This window comes from Desulfoconvexum algidum, assembly GCF_055382125.1.
On the sequence record NZ_AP042394.1, the window covers coordinates 3,262,622 to 3,287,005 of the forward strand.

The window sequence follows — 24,384 nt, forward strand, 5'->3', positions numbered from 1 at the left end:
TGGGAAAGCCATGTACATGGGGAAGCGGCTGACAACTATTGAATCTTTTAAGGGAAACATGAGCTTCATTCAAAGGAAGATTTCGGCCCTTTATTCAAAGAAAGGAATCGCCAATCATGCAAACAGGACTTAAGAGAATAGCAGAGAAATCTCGAAAGGAAGCAAATCTCAAGTTTACATCCCTTGCTCACCATGTTACCGAACAGCTGGTATGGGACAGTCTAAGACATATCCCAAAGTCATCAGCAAAAGGAACGGACGAGCAAACAGTAAACGAGGCGAAAGAAACCTTCCACCACTGGATAGGGGATATGCTGACCTCTGTTCACAGATGTAGCTATAGAGCACCTGTGATACGCCGGGTGCATATCCCAAAGCCCGGGAAGCCGGAAAAGCGGCCAATCGGTATACCGACAATTAAGGACAGAGCGCTTCAAAGAAGCGTTTACAAGGTATTGTCCAGCATATATGAGAAGGACTTTCTCAAATGCTCATTTGGCGGCAGACCGAAAATAGGTGCACACAATGCATTATGTACCTTTAGCGAGGTTGTTGGCGGCAAGAAGGTCAGTTGGGTGCTGGAGGCGGATCTTAAGAACTTTTTCGGGAGTTTAGACCATGGATGGCTGCTCCGGTTTGTCGAGCATCGAGTTGGAGACCCAAGGATACTAAAGCGGATAAGCAGTTGGCTTAAGGCAGGCGTCCTTGAAGATGGCAGGATTAATGAAACTCTCAGGGGTACGCCCCAGGGTGGTTCCATCAGTGTGATTTTAAGTAACATTTATTTGCATTATGTGCTGGATCTTTGGTTTGAGAAGGCTGTCAAGCCAAGACTCAACGGAGAGGCCTATTTGGTTAGATATCTGGACGATTTTATCGTGTGTTTCCAACATCGAAAAGATGCCCTGACGTTCCAAAGGGTACTGGTAAAAAGGCTGGCTAAGTTTTCTCTTGAAATACAACCGTCCAAGACGAAATTGGTAGAATTTGGTCGGTTTGCTCAAAGAGATGCAAAGAAATACAAGCGTAAACTGCAGACAGTCTATTTTCTGGGCTTTACCCATTTTTGTAAACGGAACAAAAGAGGGAATTTTATGATCGGCAGGAAGACCGAGAAGAGCCGTCTCAGACGTTCCATAGCGTCCCTGACCGAGACAATGCGAATAATCCGACACTACTCACTGAAGGAACAGATCACTGAAATTAATCAGATTCTTCGAGGCCACTATGCGTACTATGGCATGGGAGGAAATATAGACTCCCTGAAACGGATCTATCGATTCGTGATAAGCTACTGGCACAAAATGCTGTCCAGCCGCAGTCAGAAAGGCTATGTACCCTGGGAAAAGTTTGAAATAATTAAAACTACCTTTCCAATACAGACACCAAGGCTTCGAATACCGTATAGTCAGATGAAGTCATACTCTGTACTGTAAACCAATAGTTGAAGAGGCTCGTGCGGGAAATCCGCAGGCGAGCTTCTGTGAGGAGCGTGTACTGTGAAGTGCACGTTTACTCGACAGCCGCAGATTTCAATAATTAAATTATATGGACCTGAGATAGCATCAAACGGAATTCTTTCAAATTCCATTTTGTAATATAACAAATTTATAGTTGTTGATTTTGAAAATATTTTTCATGGCTTGAGTTGCTGGAAAGTGTATCTCCAATTTGGTTGAATGGGATTTTGACTCTATTGATTTTGATTTTTCCCATATAGTATAATTTCAAATCTGAAACTGAAAAATCTCCCGATACAACATCTTGTATCGTGGCAAATCTTAAAAAAATATGGATTGGGGATGTAAGATCACCTTGCCCACAACTATTTTTATTGATATACTTTAAAAATTTGAACAGTCTTGAATCTTGTAGCAACGCTAATATTACACTTGTCCTTTCCGCTTCCGTTGAATTTCAGATTTGCTGGCGATAGTAATTTTATAAAACAAAAAAATATCAAAATTTGATGTTGGAAGGATACCACCATGGCAACCGATCAGACACGCTCTTTATTCGAAGATATCGTAGAGACAATACGTGAACCCCTTCTGGTGTTAGATTCAAACTTAAAGGTTCTCCTTGCAAACCAAAGTTTCATTGATTCATTTAAGGTAATCCAGGAAGAAACTTTAGGCGCTTTTATCTATGACCTGGGCAACAAACAGTGGGATATCCCTAAACTAAGAGAACTGCTGGAAACCATCCTTCCCCAAAAGACCAGTTTTGACAATTATGAGGTCGAACATAATTTTACCACCATCGGTAGACGAACAATGCTGTTAAATGCCCGTCAGATTGAACAAACGATGGGTAAAGAACGAATCATTCTCCTGGCCATTGAGGATATTACTGAGCGTAAGCAATTAGAAACCTTATTGGTGGATTCTGAAGAGCGATACAGGCGACTTTTTGAGACCGCAAGTGACGGGATATTGCTTCTCGAGAAAAGTGAATTTAAAATTCGTCATGCCAATCCGGCTATTACCACGATATTTGGGTATTCCACCGAGGATTGTATCGGAAATCAAATGAGGGATATTGGTTTTAAATTTAATTTAGGAACTCCCCAAGAACTATTAGAGAACTTGGAAAAAGAGGGCATCATCCATTTTGATGATATCCCGTTAATAGCCAAAGACGGCCATATTATCGATACCGATATTTATATGGTTGACAAGACAAATTTAATTCAATGTAATTTCCGTGATATCGCTAAACGCAAACGAATTGAAGCTGATCGACAACTACTGTTTGAAGCAATTGAACAGGCTGATGACTCCATTGTTATCACCAACAAATATGGTATCATAAAACACGTCAATCCTGCATTTGAGCAGATAACAGGCTATTCGAAACAAGAATCTATCGGTAGGACACCTCGTCTCTTGGAAAGCGGGCACCAGGATAAATCATTATATAAGGACCTGTGGGATACAATTCTATCCGGTAGTAATTGGATTGGGAATCTGATTAACAAACGCAAAGATGGAACTCAATACGTCTCTAAAAGCTCAATATCTCCAGTTCGAGACCTCCAAAACAACCTCACAAATTTCATTTGGATTGCGAAAGATATCACCAAAGAGATAGCACTTGAGAAAAGAATGATACAAGCTGAGAAAATGGAGTCTGTCGGTATCTTGGCTGGTGGCATTGCCCACGATTTTAACAATCTTCTATTTGTGGTGATGGGTAATATTTCTCTGGCCCAGGATGATCTGAACCCTGAATTTGGAACATCTGAAAATCTCAAGGAAGCCAAACAAGCATGTATGAAGGCAAAGGAATTGTCTGCACGGCTGATTACCTTTTCAAAAGGTGGTAATCCGGTTAAGAAAATGATGTCCATCGATGATTTGCTAAAAGATACGGTTGTTTCCGCATTGGGTGGGTCTAACATCACGCTAAAAATATCCATAGCCGATGCTGTCAGAAATGTAAATATTGATGAAAGTCAGATCAAACAGGTTGTTCGTAATATAGTCGTCAATGCAATGGAAGCAATGGATGATAATGGACAATTCACGGTATCATGCGAAAATATTGATATAGCTGAAGAAGGCTATCTTACATTAAACCAGGGCCAATATATTAAAATATCCTTCAAAGATCAGGGATGTGGAATATCAAATAAAAACCTTGAAAAAATATTTGATCCCTATTTTTCAACAAAAGATATGGGAGCTGATAAAGGACAGGGGCTTGGGCTTGCAGTAAGTTATTCCATCATTCAAAAACATGGAGGATTAATCACTATAGAATTTGAAACACAAACAGGATCGACCTTCTCGATTTATCTGCCAGCTTTATCTGTCAAAGAACCAGACCCTCAAAAATCATAAGAAAACCCTGTAAAAAAACCTGCCATAGGTACAAGAAAAATTCTTTTAATGGATGATGAAAAAGCGATCAAAAAATTTCTGGGTAAGGAAATTAACAAATTGGGATATGATGTTGAAACTTGCATTGAGGGCAAAGAGGCTGTTGAAATTTATACAAAGGCCATGGAATCCAAAGAACCCTTTGATGTGGTGATTTTAGATTTAACCAATAAAATCGGAATGGGCGGTCAGGTGGCCATGAAAAGACTTCTTGAAATTGACCCTGATGTTAAGGGGATAATCATCACAGGTTATTCTGATGATCCGGTAGTTGTTAATTTCAGGGCATACGGTTTTTCAGGTTTTGTAATAAAACCTACAACAAGAGATGAACTGAGCAAGGTCATAAATGAGGTTCTTTCCTCTGACATGTAGGTTTTGGGTGACACCAAATATGGTAATTAATGGATCTTAAAATATGGTGATCAGATTATACTATATGAACTAAAACCATTGTCAGGAGCCATTCTTTCATATTCCAGTTAATAATATAACAAATTTATAGTTGCTGATTTTGAAAATATTTTTCATGGTTTGAACTGCTGAAAAGTGTATCTCCAATAAAATTTAATGGCATCTATAAAAACTTGATTTTGCTTTCGGCTATATAATTGAATATTTTTCCGATGAATTATTTGCTTCGGGTCACTATTTATAGTAACGTGATTTTTATCCAAATTGACCTGAACTTCAAAATACTTCTTTCTAATGTTTAGAAACGTGCCTGGAATAGGACAAGCATTCTGCTCCAAGACCAAAGTTCATTTTTGTATTAAAGGAAGCTTCCTATGGTTAAAAAACAGAATTTTAAGAAAATAGAGCAAGCTGAGTCTTTTCGTAAGACTATCCAGTACAATCAGGCTGAGATGGCAATATGGGAAAACGAAATGAACTATAAAGAGTTTGTTGAAGGAACGAGTGACCTTGTAACCAAAGTAGATAAAAATGGCAATTTTTTGTATATTAATCATATGAGTAAAGAAATTTTTGGCCTCGAGCCAAAAGATATTGTTGGAATGCCTGCATTTGATTTTATACATCCTGATGATCAGAAAAAAACTCAATCTTGGTTTAAAGGCTGTGTTGTAAAAAAGATACTAAAAGCATCCTTTGAAAATAGGCAGATAAATAAAATAAATGGTAATATATTCAATTTGCTTTGGACCATCAATTTTCACTATGACAAAACAGATCAATTAACAGGAATTAATAGTATTGCGCACAATATTACTGAACGTAAACAGATGGAGGAGGCTTTGATATCAGAGAAAAATAATCTTCAAAAAGCTCTCTTGGAAATCAAAGAACTAAACAGAATGCTTCCCATTTGCTCATCCTGTAAAAAAATACGTGATGATAAAGGTTACTGGAATCAAATCGAGTCTTATATCAGGGATCATTCAACAGTTGAATTTAGCCACAGTATTTGTCCTGATTGCACAAAAAAATTGTATCCTGATTTTAATATTCCCGATTGATATTGGATTCTGAGATATTCATTTTAGCGATATTTTTTTGTCAAATGGAATTCAATTTTACGAACCATAACCCGCATCATAATATATTCTTCCGCACTAATTTTTTTAAAAAAATAATTTTTACCGAACGTCTGATAAGGATTTTGAAAAATCTACTTATTCTCCAATTATGTTGTCAGTTTTTTTTGTTGCGAGTTTTATCCCGCCTGATCCCGCCCCTTTTTTTAAACAATACCCCGCCCGCCTTTCGTATAGGTCGATTATAGATCTGAGGAGGTACCAGGTCTATGAAAAAAAATATGACAGCATAGGTGTAAAAACTGCCATGATTTTTTCATACCAGATCCCCGCCATTAAAAAAAAGAATTTTGCCACAGGTCCGAATACAGAATAGCCAGCAAAAAGCACAGTCATAGGGAATGGTTAAAAAGGCCAAATAACCGGGACTGCTTCTCATGTCCTGAAAATGTGAACCGGGTCCAGCAGTAGCGTGAATATGATCCCGGTTACTGGAAGTGGAAGAAATTAACCAAAAGAACCTTATAATTTGAAAATGCGTTACAAGATATGTAATCGGCTAAAATCATTGTCTGTATAGGCTTTAGCCCTACTTTAATAAACAGTGTTAAAAAATATGCTTGATATCACCGCACAAGGGGATATAATGTTGAAATCGGATATCCCTAAAATTTGATTGTGCCAGATCAAGGATGCTAAGATGACTACATGTATTTTTTCAATGGAGCTAAATAATTCAATGAAATTAATGCTAAAATGCATAGTAATTAAAAGAGAAGCTTTTGGTCGATTTAGATTTTGGGCAAATAATGCGGAAACGAAAAACTGGCTTGACTGTTAGAACACGAGAGGAACGGATATTGCCAGACACGGTGACCTATGTAGTACAGCAAATTAATATGTTGCCAGTTATTTTAAAAAATTCCAAAATATTGCATAACCTATTGAATTTAAAGGCAATATTGATTTACACAAGTCGAGTAGAAATCCCCTTAAAAATCAGATAGTTACGGTGACTCGCAACATAACTCCAATATAGCTGAATGGGATCTTGGTTTATTTAATTTTGCTTTCGGCTATATAATTGAATTTCATTTTCCAAAAAGAATAAATGCAACAAAAACATTTAGAATAATAGATACCAAGTAATTACTAAATTTTTTTCTTATTATAGCACATTTATTTCTCAGTAAAAAATTACTAAAGAACACTGTAAATACTACCAAATCAGGCGCTTGTCATTGTAAAACATTGGTATGTTTTTTGCAATCGCTGTATAGGCTTAAGAAAAAACCAAACCTGTTGTGAAGCAGGGACGGAAAGCCATGGTGGTGAGCGTTGAAGGAAAAGGTCCTGCATGACAGGATCAGGTGAGATTCAGGAAGACGAGCAAAAGCGAACCATTGATGAGGTGTCGAAAGGCTAAAGATGACGTCAAAACCGGAGTCCGACAACTGCTTCCGGGATAAATATGGAGGACACCTACTTACTGTCCATGTGATGTCCGGCATATAGATGGCGTGATCCTGCTTCAGGCTTTTACATGGAACGTGGGAACTCTGCATGTGATGATAAGAGAAAACCCTATAAGTGAAGCCCACGAAGGGGGAAAGTATCGATGCACATGGAGGGGGTGGGTCATCCTGTAGTAGTGCTGAATGCCTTGTAATGAGGCTGGAGCGAAGGGGATGGCTGGCAAGAGCCGTATGAATCGAGAGGTTCACGTACGGAACTGTGGGAGGTTGGAGGTGAAACTCCTCTGGTCTACCCGACATTAAGGTGATCCGATTTTTTATTTGACATTTATTTTAAATATTTAGAATGGGTTACAATTCGAAGACCGAGGTAGTTTTTTTAAAATTTTTTAAGATAAAAGGAGGCATAAGAAAAATGATCAAAAAAATTGATACACTCCTATTTTTAAGACATTTGGTATTCATCTGGTTTGTATTTTTAACCACGCCAATAATCTCTTTTTCAGCACAGCCGGGAATTGATTTTGATAACTATGGCCTTTCAACTTGGACAGGCAATTCAGGAAGCCCTTATACATCCTTGGATTTTTGGATCAAGATCGTCGACTATGACGGCATTGCTGACGACGGCAGTTCTCATACTGTTAAAGTTACCTATCCGGACAATACCGTGAGGGTATTGAATTATGAATGGAAAGTTAATGATCATACAGCCTATTACAGTTTCTGGGATAACACCATTTCTCAGCCCATGGATCCTTTGATATACAGTGGTGACTATGTTTTCAGAGTAGAAGATTCGAATTTAGAGTGGAGTGAAGCAACGGACTCCCTTGAAGTAAACCCAATCAACCCTCCTATTGAAACTACATTTTCTCCAAATTTTGATACAACAGAAACTCTTACTGCTTATTTTGATAACGTGTATGTCAATGGAGTTTTATTCGATGACTTTAATTCCGGCGTATTTGATCCCGCAAAATGGGACTGGCAACCCAACGAGGTCATTTATGAAAATGGCGAGGTACGGTTTAAAAAAATCTATTATACTTCAAGCGGGTCCGTATCGTTTAACCTAAAAAATGAAGAATTTTTAGACGAACTTAAAGCCACAGTAAGAGCGGATACCATTTCTGGAACATCCTCAAAGGCCAGGATAATGGGAAATTTTTGGCAGGAAAATGGTGTTGATGTTTATTGTCAAGTGCGAATTCAAGAGAATAATGCGACATATTCTATCTGGAAAGATATTATGCTTGACGGTCACATGATCGGCGTAGAAATAGCTGATAGTACTGTTCTTGGCCCGATCAGCCAGGGAAACGGCTACGAACTGTCAATGCAATGGAGCGGCAGCACGATTACCTTCCATGCACTGGGCCTTAATGATAGTGTTGATTATACTGATACCTATTCACCCTCGGGCACCATTAGTTTACCCTCCGATCCTGGAGCGAGAATTGGCATTGCACGGCACCTTTTTTTTAACACAACAACGCCAAGTTTGAGCTGGGATGCAGTGCCCGGCTCAGAATACTATCGGGTAAGATTTTATGCACTTGATGTAAATTGGAATGTTTCTACTATTTACAATGGTTATACCGGGACAACCTCTTTTACCCTACCGCCCGGGATTCTCAAACCCAACGCTTATTATAAATACAGGATCGATTCATTTAGAGACCACCAGTGGATGGAAACAGACAATAAGGCCGGCAGCGATAGGAATAAACAATATATTATTGCAGGCCCTAAAGAGACCCAAAAACCCATGCTGGACTTCGACAGTCATGGCGTTTATACCTGGAACCAATCCGAAATCGGCACCACCACACATTTTTATATCAAAATTCATGATGCCCAGGGGGTGCCTGAAAACATAAAGTCTGTAAAGGTTCTTTTTCCTGATGGAACAACCGAAATGGATCTTTACCATGATTATAATGAAACCGGTACCAGGGCCATCTTTAAAAACAGTTACTATGGAACGGTCCAGGCCGGTGAATACATTTTTACCGTAACAGACAAAGATCTGAATACGGATGCAAAGACTGATACCTTAATCTTGGATCCCCAGATAGCGTATCCACCGGAACAAAGCCTTATTCCTCTTAACAATACCGTTTTAGACAGTACCGCTTTAAATCTTGATTGGGATGACGTTCCGGGGAGTGCATTTTACCAGGTGGATTTTTATGATAAGGATTTAAATTTTCAGTTCAGGGTCAGAAATACGGAAAGTGAATTTTCCCTTTGGCCTGGACTTTTAAAAGAAAACAGTCTTTATCGTTACAGAATTTTAACCTTTAATACATTCTGGGAAGATAATCAGAATGCCGGATCTTCTTCACCGACTAACGGGACATGGAATTCGAACATGTTCTTTACCAACGCCGTCTATGGGACTTCAGCTGTCCAGATAGACTCACAAAGTTCTGGCGTTTCATTATTTCAGGCCCTGCACCCCAATACCGGCATACCCATGCATTATTTGTCTTTTGACTTGATGGTTCAGGATCTGGATGGTGTGCCTGAAAATATTAAAGAGGTGACGGTCACATATCCTGACGGCATCACCAAGCTGGATTTGAAATATGTTGATGGACCGGATCATGGCAGAAATTATTATTTTGAAAAATTTATCAATGATACGGCATTGATCCAGGATACAAGCAACTCCAGTGGGATTTACACATTTAAAGTAACCGATTTTGATAACAACACGAAGACTTTTACGGATGCTCTGCCTAAAGCCGGGGGACCAGGAGGCGGTATACTTTCTTCTGCCACTAATATTGCACCGGTTGACGGAACCATCCTTGATACGAAAACGCCGGTTATTTCATGGGACACAGTGCCCGGGGCAGTGTCCTATAGAGTGAGAATCTTCAATGCGGTAGGGAGTTCTACCCTTTATTGGAGCCCTTTCTTCGAAGAAACTCAGTATACAATACCATGCGATGTTCTTGACTCAGACACAACCTATACGTTCAGGGTATATGCCTATGACGCATTTCCAGACAATGACATTGATTTTCTTTCAGCCAATCTTATTTTCTGGCGGGCGTCTTACAGGTTCACTACCGGGGATGCATGTGCCGGTGATTTTAATCAGGATTATGATATCGATGGAACCGATCTGGCCGATTTCGCTCAGCAACTTTCAGAAGGAACGGCTTTGTTAACCATAGAGGCTTTTGCAAACGCATTCGGCCGCTAATTTTTTTTAAGTCCCAGCTATACGGAACCGGACTGGAGTGACTGCCCGGTTCCGTATAACCCAAGGGCTTTGATTTCTTTTGTTATTAGTAGTTGCAATTAAAATTTGACTGATGGACATTAGTATTCATTAGGCTTAGTCCTGACAAAATTTGGGAACCCCAATATGTGGTATATGAACATTTTTCAGCATTGAAATTTTGATTCCACTATATGAACCGCAGGCATCATTTCTGGACATTCTTCCAGAGTGTTTTTTATAATATATAGATCACATTTTGGCAGATTCCTGGAAAATATTTTTCCTGGCCTGGAGCAAAATCCGGTTCTCTCCAATGAAAATTAATGGAGCCTTTGAAAATTTGAATATGTTTTTTCCCAAATGAATTTCATATTCGACAATAAATTTGCCTTATACCACAATATATACTATTATAATTTTTGTCCAAACGGACTTGAACCTCAGATGGGTGACATCTTCTTCACCCCCATCTCCTTAAAGAGACTTGAACAAGTACTATCAAATAAATATCGACTTAATTAGTTGAAAAATTGTTTTCGCTTTTGGTTATTCTTTCTTCTGTAAGGTTTGATTTTAACATCTAAAACATACAGGACGGAAATATGGAAAAATGCGAATGGAAATTTAGTGTTGTTGAAGATGAAAATCATTACGAATCTGGATGTGGTGGTGAGTGGTTTTTTTTCGAGGGGAATACAAAAGAGAATCATATGAATTTATGTCCATTTTGTGGTGAACCAATTGATGTGGATTTTGAGCAGTAAAAATGCCAATTGGATTTTGTCAGAACTGTTACTGTTACTCTCCAATTATAGTTTACAGAAGGGTTTGTCCCTTTGAGTCTGCATCCAGTCCATATCTTTGAATTTAAAATATGAAACAAAAAACTTGTCGATACCAGATGTATATAATTGTTTTGAAAAATGGGGACTGGTGAAAAAAAAGATTGGTAGTTTTTGTTGTTTGACTCCTGATTGATAAATACCATTAAAGCACGCTTTTAACAGATCAGATCCGTCCATAGTTTTAACTTTTCTTAATTGTGTAAGCTACAACCGCATTCCGACCGGACTGCTTTGCCTCGTACATGGCCAAGTCAGCCCTCCTGATTGTTTCTTGGGGATCCAGGCCCCAGGATGCACTGTAGACAATCCCGATGCTTAAGGAGACCTTCTTGCTGCCCTCCCATTGGCCCAGTACCTCGTAGATACCTTGATTAAACTGATTCTGAATCTCTTTTGCTCTTTTTTGGGCATTTTCCAGATCACAATTTTCAAACAGGACAAGAAACTCATCCCCGCCGTAACGGGCACACACATCGCTCTTTCGGGAGTGCTGCTTAAGATTTTGACCCAAATAAGCAATCAGATCATCGCCATAGCTGTGGCCCAGTTCATCATTTACCGTTTTAAAATAATCCACATCAAAAAACAGGACACAATCACACACTGCTTCACGCTGTGCAAGAACGATCCGATGCTCCAGAATTTCAGTAAAATATTCCCGTGAATATAGGGCAGAGAGTTTATCATAAATCAAGTTATGGTAAATTTTTTCTTTTTCTTTTTTTACCCGTATCAGCTCTGAATTTTGCAATTCTGCAAATCGGCCGCTGTATAAGGCCAGACAGAAGGTCATGATGATAGGCCCCAGTGAGAGCTTCATATTCACCAAACCAAGAACTGCGCCAAAGACACCGTCAAAAAGAGCTTCAAGAAACCAGAAAACCAACCCGAAAAGGATGGGCATCAGCAAATGCATCTCTTCTTTGTTCTGAAACAGGCCCCTGACAAACCGGATGATTAGTAGGAAATCTGCCAGTAAAATCGTTGCCAGCAAATAAGGAAAGAGAGGCCCTTTTAATACTGAACTATGGGTTTTATCAGGGTTCAGATTCTGGGTAAAAATAAAATCCACCGGCAAAAATATCAGAATCATCAAAAAGATAACCAGTACCAGGGTGGCTCTGCTTAAAGTTTTGGAAGTTTTATGGATAATTTCAGAGCTTAAAAGAAAACTGGAATAAATTATAAATGCGCCGCCAGCATAACAGATACGGGTCCAGAAAAGGACAGTATCAGGCTTATTTGCCGATGCGTAAAGGGAGTATCCGCTCAGATAGATAAAAAAAGAAAACATAGAAAGTGCTATAACCAGATACAGTAGCTCTTTTTTTACGATGAGGTAGGATGTAAAATAGTAGACGGCAAAGGTCAGGGTTATTATTGCGCCAATGCTACTACTGATAGAATCAATGTTGATGTTAATAATCATTTTTGTTGTTTGAGCCTTTCAATTATCTTAGGTTAACTCAAAAATAGCATAAAAAATCTGAATGGAAAATGATTAAACATTGAAGTCTCCTAAGAATAAAGCATAGTCTTATGTATTCCATTATCTGGTATGTAAAATTTTTTAACTTCTAACTTTTGTTTCCACTATATGAGTTTGGGGACTTAAAACAGGACATTCTGTCAGTGTGATTTTTATAATATATAGATCACGTTTTGGCAGATTCTTGGAAAATAATTTCCGGGGCCCGGATCATAATCCGGTTACTCCAATATACCGTAATGGAATCTTGATTGATTTGATTATGTCTTTTCCCTCCGGGTAGAAGCACCGGTTACCCGGCGCCCCCCCCACAGAGCCGTACGAGCGGAATTCCCGCATACGGTTCCTCAGTTCCGACTCTTTTTACCAAGCCGAAAGCCAAACAGGTTTCCCCATATGGCGCATAACTTTGCTGTCCACCAGGCTAATACATTTTATGAACTATTCGTGGTTTAGGTAATGGGTACTGCCCTGAAAGATCATCATATTGGACTTTTCCTTTTTGAGACCGTTGACACAGCCAGTACCTCCAGGCTCTCAGTGTGCTGTAATGTGCATTTGCAATAGCCTTGAAATTGCTAATTACTCCAAAATACTGGTAGTATCCCCTCAACTTGCTACATAGGGTTTTATACTGCGCTTTCAAGGATTTATGCCGATTCTTTTTACACCATTCCCATACACCTTTTTTGAAACGATGAAGACGTTTGCTGGCTGTTTTCTTCATAATTACCCAATAACCCCGACGTGACATTCCCAAGTAAAAGGTGAATCCCAGAAAGTCAAATGTACCCGACCTTTCAACCTGATCATTCTTCTTACCCGGTCGAGCAAAGCGTAATAGCTTTGTCTTGTCTGGATGGAGTTCCAGGCCATACCGGTCAAACCTTTTCCTCATTGCTTCTAAAGCCCTTCTTGCATCAGATTCCAATTCAAAACCTGCTATGAAATCATCTGCAAACCTGATCAAAAAACTACGCGCTTTCATCCTCGGTTGTACTTCGCGAACGTACCAATCATCCAGCACGTAATGAAGAAAAATGTTACTCAATACAGGAGAAATCACACCTCCCTGTGGAGTGCCGGTATCTGATCGGTAGAGTCTTCCCTCTTCCATAACACCAGCTTTTAACCATTTTCCTATCAGACGTATTATCCCACCATCATTGACCCGCAACTTAAGAAAGTCTCTCAAATAGCCATGATCAATGTTGTCAAATAGCCCTGTAATATCTGCACTCAATATCCAATTAGTGTTTGTCCTTATGCACTCTTCCCGTAACTCCTTAATTGCCATGTGTTGATTGTGTCCGGCACGAAATCCATGAGAAAAGTTATAAAAATTTGGCTCGTAGATCACGCTAAGTATCATTTCCACTGCTTTTTGAGCTACTTTATCCTCAAAAGCAGGAATACCGATCGGTCTCTGTTTGCCGTTTTCCTTTTCTATCCAGATTCGTTTTACAGGTGTTGCAGCGTATTGACCTCTGCACAATCGCTGATGTAGATTATAGAGGTTTTGATCAAGGTCAACTGCATAGCTTAATGCCGTTACCTTGTCCACACCTGCTGCACTACTTTTCTTGACCCTGCGGAATGCTTCATGCAACATAGCCAGATCAAGTCTGTGAGCCAGTGACGTAAAAGTCATTTCCGGATGTTTCCTTGCCAGTATAGCAATCCCGCTCAGAGATGCATCTCCCACCAATATAGGTGGACTGCCCTTACTTTCAGAGCCAGAGTTGGCACTATTTGTTCTGTGAGTGACCTGTTTCTCAATTGTACGGTTTTGCGTTGATATGGTTTGTGATCTCTGCGTATCTCCCATAATTCCTTCCATACTTACGTTATGCCCAACTTCTCCTTCCCTACAGTGGGTCGCTTGGACGTCACTTCCCCACCTTCTCGATCAGGTACAGTACTCTGATCATCGGTACTATGATCCGCTAAGACTGCCCAAAGTCCATCTCAGGTTTGTTCGCTGTTCACTTTCCGCCCCTGATACCATGCATGTTCAACTTGTTTGTGATTTCAAAAGGCATCCCGAGGATGACTTTTAGACTTATTCAAGGGGTGTTGAACAATCGCCTTGAATACCGGGAAAATTTTGATTAAGGCTTTCCTAAACCTTCATTGTACAGGGAAACTTTGGGCTCTCTCAAGTTCCCGAGTTACCCCTTTGAATACATGCCCTGGTCTGGGACTACGGTGGTGTCCGCTTTGCTTGTCATAGCGCTCAGAGGACTGCTGCCTTCCATCATATATAAAACGTCGGCTTTCATTCTTCATTTTATTTGAAAAAAATCAGAATTTATCCATTGACCACAATAAAATTCTTTTCGAAGCTCAATACAGGGCCTACATTCTTGATCCAGTCCGGCTCAGGACTCCCGTTGCCGGGCTTACCCTCGGACCTTCCTATTGATCTGCTGACTAAGCTTTGATCAAGTGGGACTTACACCCACTGGGTAACAATAACAAATTTCAAAGAGTTTATTTCCTCCTTTCCCGATGTTCCGGGCTTAGCTTGACGCAAATATATTTGAATTTCACATTTAAGATTGAAAGTTTGGTTTATACCAAATGTGGTATTGTGGGAAATTTTAAAAAGTGAGTCATACACTTTAATATAGTCGCTGCCGTCCAGATCCTGGACCCCGCATATATCTTTTGGAAGCTGTCGCTCCATTTAAAATCTTGCCGGTCACGGCTAATGCCGGGATTTTAGCATCTTCAGATAGATGTTGAGGCTGAAAGAAAAGCAGATTCCCATTGGTGGATTTTAATGGGAATCTTTTGTTTGAATATACTGGGTTGCAGCTTTATCCAAAAAACTATTTTTGATGATTTTTAAACTAAAAACAAATTCTAATCTCTGTTGGTGTGTGATATAATCCCATTTTACTCAATTATTCAATCAGCAGCCGTAAAAAGAACTAAATTCATAGGAGATCTGTAAGGATGGACATTCATGCTTGGATAGCTATCTCGACCCTGATTATAGCCATGATTCTATTCATCAGCAAGCTGATCCCGCTTGAGGCCACTGCCCTATCGATCCCAGTCGTGCTTGCGATCACCGGAACTGTTACTCCGGCAGAAGCGGCTCTCAGAGGGTTTGGTAACAATGCCGTGATAGCCCTGGGAGCAATCTTCGTGCTTTCGGCCGGTCTCAAAGAAAGTGGTGTCGCCACCTTAATGGGGCGACTGCTCGAGCGATTTGGCGGCAAGAATGAATGGAGCCTGGTTCTGCTGATCATGGTCACCACCTGCGTCCTATCAGCAATCATGTCTAATGCAGCTACTGTTGCGGTTTTTTTGCCAGCAGTGCTGGTGCTATCACGCAAGGCAAATATCCCCACCTCACGGTTGATGATGCCTCTGGGATATGCAGCGATTCTCGGCGGTACCCTTACTTTAATTTCAACAACACCAAATCTAATCCTTGGCAGTGAACTGGAACGACTAAGCGGGGGAAACCAGACACTGGGGATGTTTGAATTCGCCATCTATGGGGTACCTATCTCAATCGTCGGTATTGCATACATGGCATTGATCGGAACCCGGTTGCTTGGCCGTCCTGGATTGGATGACGCACCGAAGATGAAAAACTTCCTGGAAAGGTTGTTAAAGCGGTACCAATTTGAAAAGAAACTCTTTAGGCTGACCATTCCATCGGGTTCAAAGTTGGCCGGTACCACGATTGCACAGGCAAGCTTTGGTAAGAATTACCAGGTCGAAGTGGTCCAGATTGGTCGCTCCAAAGGTTTTCAGGATCAATTCCTGGATATCCAGGCGGATCTGAAGATCCAGGCGGGTGATATCTTATTCGTGGAAGCAAGGGATAAGGACGCGCAAAAATTGGCGAAAGCACAATCAATCCCTATCCAGGTCTCCACTGGGGAAGAGTTTGAGCAGCTAATGGGGCGCGGGATCAACATAGCTGAAGTCTCCCTTTCTCCCCACTCCGCCTTTATCGATCAGACCCTGATTGACCTCAGCTTTCGCGGTGTGTTCGGTCTTTCAGTTATGGCCATCTGGAGGCGGCGGGAACTTATCGAAAAGGAAGTTGGAGATACTCCGCTGCAGCTCGGTGACGCCCTGATCGTGTACGGGCCGATCCGGAACATTCGAAAACTTGAAGAGAGTGATGATCTGATTATCCTGGACCGGCAGCAATCCGAGGAGGATGTTCGGCGCGCACCCTTAGCTCTGCTGCTTATGGCAGCAGCCCTGTTACCTCCAGTTCTTGGATTGTTGCCCCTTGCGGTCAGCGGACTTGCCAGCGCGCTGCTGATGGCGGCCACCGGCTGCGTCTCGCTTCGAGGTGCTCAAAAAGCAATCGATCTGCGCATCCTATTTCTGATCATTGGTACGGTGCCTCTGGGTGATGCCCTCTTCCAGACCGGTGTTGCTGGAAAATTGGCGACAACATTGTTCCCTCCGGGAATGGGCTTAGGTCCTTTCTATGTATTCGGTGTGCTGTTTGCCGTTTCTGCGTTGCTCAGCACCACGTCGAACAACGCAGCAGCAGCGGTTATTCTGGCACCCGTTGCCTACGCAGCAGCGGAATCAAGTGGCGTTGATGTAAGCAAGGCCTTTCTTGCCGTGGCTTACGGCGCAAGCTGCGCCTTTGTTCTCCCATTCGCCCATCAGTGCAATCTGATGATCATGGGCCCCGGTGGCTATCAGACCAGGGATTTTGTCAAGGTTGGAATCGGCCTGTCCATCGTCATGGCAGTGACTGCAGTTACTCTTTTATCCTTGTAGCGTGGCTTACCCTCGGACTTTCCTATTGATCTGCTGACTACGCTTTAATCAAGTAGGACTTACACCCACTGGGTAACAATAACAAATTTTAAAGAGTTTATTTCCTCCTTTTCCGATGTTCCGGGCTTATCTTGACGCAAATATAATTTAATTTTGACACCTCTTATTTACAAGCATTATAGATTTTGTTGTTGTTTTGATAAAAATAATATATTTTGGTTCAGTCTATCATGCAAAACAATGTGATATACAGAGCTCTTGAACCAGATAATTTTTTTATTAAGCTTGTTGGATATCAATCAAATTTACAAGATATGCTGACAACCGCAAAATTACTTGTTAAACATCAATTTGAGGTAGTTACATGAGCTCAGCTGCAGTAAGACATTTTTTTATTTCAGATAATAGCGAGATTTTTCGAGTACCAAATACGAAATTTGAGCGACTGTTAAGAGGCTCAATTGAGAAAAAGACCGAACGATTTGCGGGGAAGCGTGTACGCGCCGCAAAAATAATTGTGAAACTTGCGAATCGAAAGCCCATACTGGTTCTACGTGCCAATTATTGTTACCTGCACTTCAATGAAAAAGGTATTCTCGATTATGACAGGTTTATGAAGGACGGTGGCATAGTGGCAGATGCAGGATTAGCTGACATTTTTGCGGAAAAAGTTCAAGGCAATTTAATAAATGCACAGCAGAAATTCGCCAAAAGGCAACGCGATAATACCATCTGGTGGAAGCCGAGTATGCAGCTTGAGCGTAATATTTTAGATGCTTCTATCGACGAGTTTAAGTGTACACGGCTGTAATGATGTTTATACGATTATCTGGACAGCTACGTTAAAGTGTATCTCCAATTTACTTGAATGTAGTTTTGGCTCTTTTGATTTTAATTTTTCCCATATAGTATAATTTCAAATTTGAAACTGAAAAATTTATCCATACCATATCTTGTTTCATGGCAAATCATAAAAAGCCCGGACTAGTGGATGAAGCGCTCGGTAATTTGTCGTATTTGACTCCTGACAGATAATACCATTAGTCAACTCCTCCCAATGTGAAAAAGTCTTCTTATTTTCATCACTTTTTTTTCATATTTTATAACATTAATGTATTACGCCAAAAACACTTGAAATCCGTAACATTTTCTAATTACGGGTCATATTCAAAATAAATATTCCAGGCATATTCCTTGCAGTATTATTACGGAATAAAAAGATGGAAAAGCCAATTCACTATAATGTGTTATTCTTCTGAAACGAAAAGCTTTTGTTAGGAGGAATTAAAATTGAAATCATTGAATACCTTATTATGCTTTATCATCATTGGGCTTTGTTTGACAGGCAATGTTAACTCCTCCAACCAATATTATGTTTATGGGAATGATTCTTTTGAACATATGCCAGATGGCGACAATGCATATCATCCAGAAAACTATGGCTCGGTTCTTCTGGGCACGGCAAATAAAACACAGACGTTTTATGGCACTTATAATTATTACTTTATTACAACATACTCTGGTGATATCGGACTGATTGATGCGGTCCAAGCTTCAGACAGCACATATCTTTCATCTCATATCACCGGGAATACACCTGACTTCTGGGAGTCTTGGAACGCACCAGATGGTGTTTTCGCTCATGTCGGCGCAAACGGTAGCGGTGGAGCCCTTGTATTTGATGTGGTCGAAGAACAGTTGACATCCATCACTGTTTATGCTCCCGCGCCATATTATTGCGATACTGATAATGATGGTTACATTGGCACACAGAGTGATGGCTATTGTATTGGAGAAGGCTGTATCCCTTTCGGTTGCCAAGCCATGCCAGGTGATGATTGTGATGATACTCCAGGATCAGGAGCTGCTATTCACCCTGGGGCATCAGAAATCTGCGACGGAATAGATAATGATTGTAATGGTGAAGTCGATGAAGGGCTTGAACAGCAATACACTATTAGCGGCACAGTTTATTATAATGGCTCAGAAACAGGAACGATCTATATCGGAGCCGTGCAATTTGATGCGGATGATAATCCGGTAATCGTTGCTCAAACAACTATCCCATCACCTGGGCCATTTACTTTTGATCTTCCTGCCGGATCTTATCATATCGCCGCCCAAATGGATACGGATAACTCCGGCAATATCTCGATTGACACCTTCTATCAAAAAGAGCCATCAGGAGTATATTCTCCAGATAACGATGGATACACGATTACTATCCCAAATTGTAGCGCTGTTTTGCAAAACAAGGATATCTATCTTGCTGATTTCCATCAAGGGGCTGTCCTTCTTGATAGTTTCTCCGCTAATTTTTTCTCTGGACACTCAGGTGACATGGTTTACCACGATGGTTACTTGTGGGTTTGTGACACAACAGATGATGGTACCGGGCCAATTGATATTCACAAAGTTAATCCAGTAAATGGCCAACTAGTTAATTCTTATGATTTGGGAATTCAGTTTGTCAGAAGCCTTGAGTGGATTGGTGATGATTTGTGGGTCAGTCATCGGGACTTTAGCGCTTCTATCTGGATTATCAGGCAATACACTTTTGATGGGTCAAGATTTACTGCCGGTCATCTCATAAAACTGCCTTCCAGCAGCGACTGGGATTTGGTTTGGAGTGTCAATATAGCTTGGGACGGCAACATCCTTTGGGCGCAAGAGAGAGGCCGTCATTCGGATAAAATTAACATATATAAAATAAGTCTGCCTGACGGTACAGTTCTTGAGACAATCCCAGGCGATCAATTCGGAATAAATAAGAAGGCACAACTTTCTGAGATCACAGATATCTGTTTCGCTGATGGTTTTCTTTGGACTACGGACAACAGTGATCCACTTTTTGGCAGGATCGATCCGGCCGACCCGGTTCATGCACATGTCAATTATTATACCTTTGATCTTGATTTATACCCTTTTCCTGAAGAAGCAAATTACGAAGGAATGGTAAAGGTAAATGAAATGATTTATTTCTTGGAGGCTATATATACTGAAGACGAGTATGGCCACCCCATTAGCGGGGATTACACAATTCACACGGCCATCATTGATCAGTGCCTTGTACATAATACGAATTTCCATGACGCAGTAATAAATTTTGGACGGATTAACTGTATATTACCAAATATTTGCTTTGGTGATTTTGATGGAGATGGCGATGTAGATGGTATAGATATCGTCGGAATGCTCTCCTGCCAAGCAAGATAAAAGAGGCGAGCCATTTGTCTATACTTGGTCAGGATGATTCAGAATTCAAAAGCGTTTGTTGCATTCGTAGTGCTCAGTCCAGATAAATATTAGCCACCCTTATATATGGTATGTGAGGTTTTCACAGTTTTTGAATTTCAATTCTACTATATAAGCCGCAGGTTGCATTCCTGGCTATTCTTCCAGAGTGTTTTTTATAATATATCAAAAACATTTTTGCAGATTCTTGGAAAATAATTTCCGGGGCCTGGACCAAAATCCGGTTACTCTCCAATTAAAACGTAATGGGATCTTGATTCATATGGTCATGAGGTTTCCCATATATGAATTTCACATCAAAAAATGAAAAACTTGTCCATACCAGATATGGTCTTCTGGAAATATTTAAAAAAGCCCAGACTGGTGGATGAAGCGTTCGACAATTTGTTAAATTTGATTCCTGACAGCTAATACCTTTATGCTCAGTTCAGTTTTTCTACATTTCTGGTCTGTAAGGGGTTCAGGCAGAAGACATTTACAAAATGTAATTCTTAAAGGTGTTTTTTGCGCTCCGTTGCGTAAATTTTCTTAGCTTCCATATTCTTTTGAAACTCTTTTATATCCCGGCCACGGGCCATTTCAGTGGGTTCAGGCCCATTCTATTTCATGCAAGATCCGCCTGTGAGCGTCAGTGGCAATGGATTGAGGAGCAGCTCCGGTTGTGCAGAAATGCCATGTGCATTTATCCAATATTTTTTGCAAAGTTTCAATTTGCATTTTTATTGACAATATACAACTCCTATCTTATAAAAAGTAGCAGTTCAGAACTCGAATAATTGTCCCGATAGATAATTCTTTTCAACCTTTTTAAAGGTCAAGAAAAGTTCGTACGCTAAAACTACTGATTTTCAGATTCTACAATTCGAGTGAGAAATCATATATCAGATTTATGCAAAATGGAACTTTAAAAAGGAGGCCTATCAATGAGAAAGGGATTACTTCTGTCTATTTTAATTGTTTTTTTATGGACACCTAAGCTTTTAGCAGACACGTATGTATCGGGGACAATTGTTAATGAAACTTGGACTTTGACCGGATCTCCTTATTATGTAGAGGGAAACATAATAGCTTCAAATTTGACTGTAAAACCGGGTGTCCAAATTGAGTTTTTGGGTGACTATCGTTTTGAGGTTGCTGGATTGATCAATGCGGAGGGTAGCCAAGCCGAACGTATTGTGTTTACAAATGCGAAAAATAATACATCTGGGTGGCAGGGCTTAAAGTTTGATAATTCTGTTCTGGGTAGCATTCTTGAGTGGTGTGAATTTAAAGAAGCCCGTAGCAGTGCTCTTCATCTAATCAACAGTGTTCCTGAAATCCGGAACTGTAGTTTTATTGGAAACCGGGGGGATTATGGAGGAGCCATCCGAGCTACTATAAAAAATGGAGATTTGATCGTCGAGAAATCTCGATTTTTTAATAATGGTGCCGAAGTTGCAGGTGGGGCCATATGGGCTGATCTCGATAATGGTAAACTGATGGTAGACACATCCTCGTTTAGGGCCAATAAGGCGAACCCAGACTATGACAGACGGAATGCATCGGGTGGGGCTGTCTTTTTGAAAGGAGACGGTTCATTTCTAAATTGTGATTTTTCAAAGAATGAAGCAAATTCCTATACGATTTATACATCTTCAGGCCGCTACACACGTGGTGGGGCTCTGTGGCTTCAGGATGGTCAAAGCACTGTAACTGCCTGTAGATTTCTGAAAAATAGGTGTAAAATGACCGCACATTCCCAGACCCCAGACTGGAGTTACCCTTATGGAGGTGCAGTTTTTCTTTATTCTGGGTCGATTTTATTTGAAAATAGTCTCTTCGCTGAGAGCTACCTCTCAGCGCAAAGAAGGACAGCGTATAAAGGCAGTGCAATCTACGTGAATGCAGGGAATTGTTCGTTAGTAAACTCTACAGTCACAGAAAATATAACTACATCTGCCATCTATAATCATGGAGGAACCCTACAGATACGTAATACTATAGTCTATTTTAATAACGCCAGCGGTACACAAATTTCGGGGGCAGCGTCTGTATCTTATTCTGATATTCAAGGAGGATGGTTTTCTGGTGACGGCAACATAGATGTTAACCCAATACTTGATCTTGAATATAAAGTAGTACTCGGGTCTCCTGCTATTGATGCAGGACATCCAGACATTGAATACGAGGACGCTATCCCCCACGGATTGGGATTATCCCGGAATGACATGGGTTTTTTAGGGGGACCAAAAGCTTATCTTTGGGAAGGTTTGAAAGAACTTGAAGGTGCTTGTTGCCGTGAAAATGGGAGTTGTATTCATGCCATTGAATTTGACTGCATAAGTGCAAGGGGATATTTTCAAGGTATCGGGACGGACTGTAGTTCTCTTGCATGTGAAAATATCAACCAACCACCCATTGCCAAAGTTGGCGTAGAGCCAAGTAGAAGAGTTTTTGATGAGATCACACTCAATGCATCTTCGTCCTACGATCCAGATGGGATAATTGTTGATTACAGTTGGCAACTTTTAAATGAAAGCAATTCTGACAAGAATAAAACTGCGGAAGGAGTTTCTCCAACGATTTCGAATCTGGCTCCGGGTTTTTACAACGTTATTCTGTCGGTCACAGATGATGGTGATGCAATTAGTGTAGACGAGATGTCGATTTCGGCAATTGGAATCAAAGGCGACCTCAATTTAGATGGAGATGTGGATGGCTTAGATCTCTCTGAATTTGCAGAAATTTTTGGGTTTGGGGGATTGTGATAAAGACGTATACGATTATTATTATTTAAAAAAGTTAACCTGTAGTACTCACAAATGGTATTTGAAACTTTGTCACAAACCCATTCACAAGATAGACGAATTTCAAACAGGGGTACTTCGCACATGCCAGAATTTTTTTTAAGTTTTACTTCGTCAGACAAAGCTTGGGCTGATTGGATCGCTTGGCACCTGTACCATAAAGGCTACTCTATGACATATCAACCCTGGACTTTTGTCCTTGGCACAAACTTCTACCAGGTCACTGTTCCAGTTTGGAAATATTTGCTCTAACAACTTTGGAAAAGGGAAATATAAAGATATTCGACCTGCAAAATTTATAATTTCTTTTGGCAATGTTGTCTGGTATCTAAAGACAGTCAGTCACGACTTCGTATTCATAGGCCTCAGTCCTGACAATATTTTGGAACCACTATATCTGTTGTTTTGTTCTTTTCCAGAATAAAACTACCCATTCAAATATATGAACCACAGGTATCATTTCTGGACATTCTTCCAGAGTGTTTTTTATAATATATCAAAAACATTTTCGCCGATTCTGAACAATTATTTTTCGGGTTTGAACTGTTGGAAAGTGTATCTCAAATATCAGGACTCCTTATTTCTGGGGATAAGTGGTGGCCCCTCGGCCCTACCATTTTAGAATTATCAATGATTATTTGTTGATAATTCGATCCCATATTTGTAAAGACCGTTAGCTCTATCATTGGTTGACGAATATCGTTTTCCCCATCTGACTATTCCGCTGTAACTTTGTTTTTTTATAGAGGTGGGAACATTGGTGTCACAATTTTTTACCTCAACATAGACGGATTCCCCTAAAACTAATTTTTCATTGGTCCTCAGGGATAGACCTTTATTACAATAATCAATCATCTCTGCGTCATAACGGTTGTTTTTATTATCCATACGGTATAGGTCCATCGGAGACGTAATTATATATCTTTGATCTCTTCTTTTTTCCGAGGAAGGTCCCATAAGCAAATCCTTATTACAGTCTTTTGTGGGTAATAGATTATACTTCAGTTAGCCGAATAAACATAAAAGATCAAGCGAAAATGTACCAAACACAACGTCGTGTGCGCCTATCTCCAATAAAATTTACCGGGGAATTGATTCATTTAAAAATACCTTGTCCCATATAGCTGAATTTCACATTAAAGA

The 24,384-nt window shown here is 40.3% G+C and carries 14 protein-coding genes; 11 read left to right on the forward strand and 3 right to left on the reverse strand.

Annotated features, from left to right (window positions below):
* The first annotated feature begins 116 nt into the window (after positions 1 to 116).
* The 6 genes from ACZ45G_RS15065 to ACZ45G_RS15090 all read left to right on the forward strand — a co-directional run bounded on the left by ACZ45G_RS15065 (position 117) and on the right by ACZ45G_RS15090 (position 10,860).
* The gene (locus ACZ45G_RS15065) at positions 117 to 1,436 is read left to right on the forward strand and encodes a reverse transcriptase domain-containing protein (protein ID WP_464179516.1); all 1,320 of its coding nucleotides are present in this window, start codon (positions 117 to 119) and stop codon (positions 1,434 to 1,436) included.
* A 552-nt stretch (positions 1,437 to 1,988) separates the two neighbouring features.
* The gene (locus ACZ45G_RS15070; protein ID WP_464179518.1) at positions 1,989 to 3,845 is read left to right on the forward strand and encodes a PAS domain-containing sensor histidine kinase; all 1,857 of its coding nucleotides are present in this window, start codon (positions 1,989 to 1,991) and stop codon (positions 3,843 to 3,845) included.
* A gap of 48 nt (positions 3,846 to 3,893) precedes the next feature.
* The gene (locus tag ACZ45G_RS15075) at positions 3,894 to 4,259 is read left to right on the forward strand and encodes a response regulator (RefSeq protein ID WP_464179520.1); all 366 of its coding nucleotides are present in this window, start codon (positions 3,894 to 3,896) and stop codon (positions 4,257 to 4,259) included.
* Positions 4,260 to 4,672: 413 nt separating this feature from the next.
* Entirely contained in the window at positions 4,673 to 5,362 is a 690-nt protein-coding gene (locus ACZ45G_RS15080; protein WP_464179522.1) for a PAS domain-containing protein, read from the forward strand.
* 1,908 nt (positions 5,363 to 7,270) lie between these two features.
* Positions 7,271 to 10,075 carry a hypothetical protein gene (locus ACZ45G_RS15085; protein WP_464179524.1) on the forward strand — a complete coding sequence of 935 codons (2,805 nt, stop codon included), beginning with the start codon at positions 7,271 to 7,273 and terminating at the stop codon, positions 10,073 to 10,075.
* A gap of 623 nt (positions 10,076 to 10,698) precedes the next feature.
* Entirely contained in the window at positions 10,699 to 10,860 is a 162-nt protein-coding gene (locus ACZ45G_RS15090) for a hypothetical protein (protein ID WP_464172986.1), read from the forward strand.
* Between the two features lie 262 nt (positions 10,861 to 11,122).
* On the opposite strand, the gene ACZ45G_RS15095 is transcribed toward ACZ45G_RS15090, so the two are convergent.
* A complete protein-coding gene (locus ACZ45G_RS15095) occupies positions 11,123 to 12,370 on the reverse strand; it encodes a histidine kinase N-terminal 7TM domain-containing diguanylate cyclase (RefSeq protein WP_464179526.1) in 1,248 nt (415 codons plus the stop codon).
* Positions 12,371 to 12,854: 484 nt separating this feature from the next.
* Positions 12,855 to 14,258, reverse strand: a complete 1,404-nt coding sequence (ltrA, locus tag ACZ45G_RS15100; protein ID WP_464179528.1) for a group II intron reverse transcriptase/maturase — start codon at positions 14,256 to 14,258, stop codon at positions 12,855 to 12,857.
* A 1,133-nt stretch (positions 14,259 to 15,391) separates the two neighbouring features.
* Between ltrA and ACZ45G_RS15105 the strand changes: the two genes are divergently transcribed.
* The 5 genes from ACZ45G_RS15105 to ACZ45G_RS15125 all read left to right on the forward strand — a co-directional run bounded on the left by ACZ45G_RS15105 (position 15,392) and on the right by ACZ45G_RS15125 (position 23,493).
* On the forward strand, positions 15,392 to 17,200 hold the full coding sequence (locus ACZ45G_RS15105) for an SLC13 family permease (protein WP_464179531.1): 1,809 nt from the start codon (positions 15,392 to 15,394) through the stop codon (positions 17,198 to 17,200).
* 364 nt (positions 17,201 to 17,564) lie between these two features.
* The gene (locus ACZ45G_RS15110; RefSeq protein ID WP_464179533.1) at positions 17,565 to 18,011 is read left to right on the forward strand and encodes a hypothetical protein; all 447 of its coding nucleotides are present in this window, start codon (positions 17,565 to 17,567) and stop codon (positions 18,009 to 18,011) included.
* A gap of 479 nt (positions 18,012 to 18,490) precedes the next feature.
* Positions 18,491 to 20,416 carry a MopE-related protein gene (locus ACZ45G_RS15115; RefSeq protein WP_464179534.1) on the forward strand — a complete coding sequence of 642 codons (1,926 nt, stop codon included), beginning with the start codon at positions 18,491 to 18,493 and terminating at the stop codon, positions 20,414 to 20,416.
* A 962-nt stretch (positions 20,417 to 21,378) separates the two neighbouring features.
* Positions 21,379 to 23,202: a PKD domain-containing protein gene (locus ACZ45G_RS15120; protein ID WP_464179536.1), complete on the forward strand. Its 1,824-nt coding sequence runs from the start codon at positions 21,379 to 21,381 to the stop codon at positions 23,200 to 23,202.
* Between the two features lie 123 nt (positions 23,203 to 23,325).
* Complete coding sequence (locus ACZ45G_RS15125) at positions 23,326 to 23,493, forward strand: toll/interleukin-1 receptor domain-containing protein (protein WP_464178320.1); 168 nt, start codon at positions 23,326 to 23,328, stop codon at positions 23,491 to 23,493.
* 375 nt (positions 23,494 to 23,868) lie between these two features.
* Here the strand turns inward: ACZ45G_RS15125 and ACZ45G_RS15130 are convergent, their stop codons facing one another.
* Positions 23,869 to 24,129 (reverse strand): PilZ domain-containing protein, encoded by a 261-nt coding sequence (locus tag ACZ45G_RS15130; protein WP_464179538.1) that lies wholly within the window; start codon positions 24,127 to 24,129, stop codon positions 23,869 to 23,871.
* Positions 24,130 to 24,384: the final 255 nt, after the last annotated feature.